The organism is Thauera sp. ZXT1-4 (assembly GCF_052598215.2).
This window is the reverse complement of sequence record NZ_JBQWSN020000096.1, coordinates 1-1,553: the sequence shown is the minus strand read 5'-3', so window position 1 is coordinate 1,553 and position 1,553 is coordinate 1. Positions and strand designations below refer to the sequence as shown.

Here is a 1,553-nt window from a genome sequence, read left to right as displayed (position 1 = left end):
GTGCGCTAGGCCAAGGCCTGTCGGAAAACATTTGTTTTTCGACAGGCCTTCAACGGTCCTCTGCACCTGTCGTTTTCAGAAGGCGACTGCACCAGTTCACTGGGCTGGCCGCCGTGTGTGCATAGAACTTCTGACCGGGAACGGTCAGAAGTTCTATGCACGAAGCGCCGCGAGAGATCGGAATTGCTCAGAACTCTTGTGCACGGCGCGACAAAGCCGGAACCGCCGAAAATTCCGGCGATCAACCGGCAAGCTGCTTGATGCGCTCGGCCAGGCGGCCGAAAGCCTCGTTCACGTATTCCAGCACCTTGGGTTCTGCGCCCTGCGTGCGCAGCGAGTCTTTGAAGGCTTCCAGGTCGGACAGCCATTGCCGATGCAGGCGGCCCAGCTCGTCGAGCTGAGGCCGGAAGTCTTGGAGACTGCCGCTCGCACGAAACGCCTGGTAGCCACGCTCAAGCGTGGCCGCCGTGGTCAGCAGTTGCGCGCCCATTTGCTTGTGCTGTTCGGAGAACTCGGCCATGCCGTCATAGGGCCGCGAAGCCTTGCGGCGCTCGGCTTCGGATGCCTCTTCCATGATGCGGGCGTAGCGGTAGAACCCTGGGAACTCGCGGGACAGCGCCATGAGCTGCTGATCGGATGTGCCGACCCAAATCCTGTGCAGGTCAGGCCCGTACCCCATCATGCGATTGATGATGGCATGGGCCTCGCTGACACCCTGGGCGGCAAGCTGCTGCATGTGTTGGTCGATCTTCGCGGCCAGTCGGCGGAATTCGTTCATGCTCATGTCCGTCACAAAAGGCGCGTTGATTGCCCTTGCGCCGTGAGAAGTGCCACCGCCTTCTTATCGAAGGAAACGAAGGTTTCCCCGCCAAGCCAGTTGCCTTCGTAGGCAATGACGCCATCGGCAAAGTCTCCGCCCGCGTCGAGCACCAGCAAGCCAGCCTCCACGGCAGGCCGGTTCACTTCCACATTCGCGGCGGCCAGTAGTGCCCGGATCGCGCTGGCCGCGTCGGCTTGCTGGAAGCCGTAGACACGCAGCAGCACCCAAACAAATTCGCATAGGCACGGCAGCGCGACCGCGATCAACTCGGCGTCGGTCAAGACTGCGGCGGCAACGTCCGCTTGTGCGGGATCGTCACGCACAACCGCACGCACAAGGACGTTGGTATCGACTGCGACCTTCATTGCTTACCTGCCCAGCCTTGCGCCGCCGCCTCGTTGATTTCTTCGATGGTGGCAACCTTCTGCGTCTTGCCCGCGAGCAGGCCGACAAAGCTGGCTATCGTCCCTGCGGGCCGTGCCGCCTTGAGCACGCCCCGACCGTCTGGCAACAAGTCCAGCTCGATCTTGTCGCCTGGCCTGATGCCGAGGTGTTGCAGTACGTCCTTCCGAAACGTCACTTGTCCCCGTGCGGTAACGGTCAATGTGGTCATGGTGGTTTGCCCTCGCAATCAAGGTTGATGCTTCACATAGTAATGCAAAAATGCCTTACCGTCAATGTCCGTCAAACGATCATTAGGCGGCCAAACCGGACGCCTGTCCGAAAACATCTT

General features: G+C 60.7%; 3 protein-coding genes. All 3 read right to left on the bottom strand.

Going from position 1 to position 1,553, the window contains the following annotated elements; all coding sequences use genetic code 11:
• Positions 1 to 241 precede the first annotated feature (241 nt).
• The 3 genes from ACUH78_RS19225 to ACUH78_RS19215 are packed head-to-tail and all read right to left on the bottom strand — an operon-like array spanning position 242 to position 1,433.
• Entirely contained in the window at positions 242 to 778 is a 537-nt protein-coding gene (locus tag ACUH78_RS19225) for a hypothetical protein (RefSeq protein WP_003159187.1), read from the bottom strand.
• Between the two features lie 11 nt (positions 779 to 789).
• Positions 790 to 1,185: a type II toxin-antitoxin system VapC family toxin gene (locus ACUH78_RS19220; protein ID WP_003159186.1), complete on the bottom strand. Its 396-nt coding sequence runs from the start codon at positions 1,183 to 1,185 to the stop codon at positions 790 to 792.
• Complete coding sequence (locus ACUH78_RS19215; RefSeq protein WP_003108276.1) at positions 1,182 to 1,433, bottom strand: AbrB/MazE/SpoVT family DNA-binding domain-containing protein; 252 nt, start codon at positions 1,431 to 1,433, stop codon at positions 1,182 to 1,184. The genes ACUH78_RS19220 and ACUH78_RS19215 overlap by 4 nt, the downstream gene beginning before the upstream one ends.
• Positions 1,434 to 1,553 lie beyond the last annotated feature (120 nt).

Coding starts and splice junctions, on each gene's coding strand:
- ACUH78_RS19225 (WP_003159187.1), bottom strand. CDS start 778: ATGAACGAATTCCGCCGACTGGCCGCGAAGATCGACCAACACATGCAG.
- ACUH78_RS19220 (WP_003159186.1), bottom strand. CDS start 1,185: ATGAAGGTCGCAGTCGATACCAACGTCCTTGTGCGTGCGGTTGTGCGT.
- ACUH78_RS19215 (WP_003108276.1), bottom strand. CDS start 1,433: ATGACCACATTGACCGTTACCGCACGGGGACAAGTGACGTTTCGGAAG.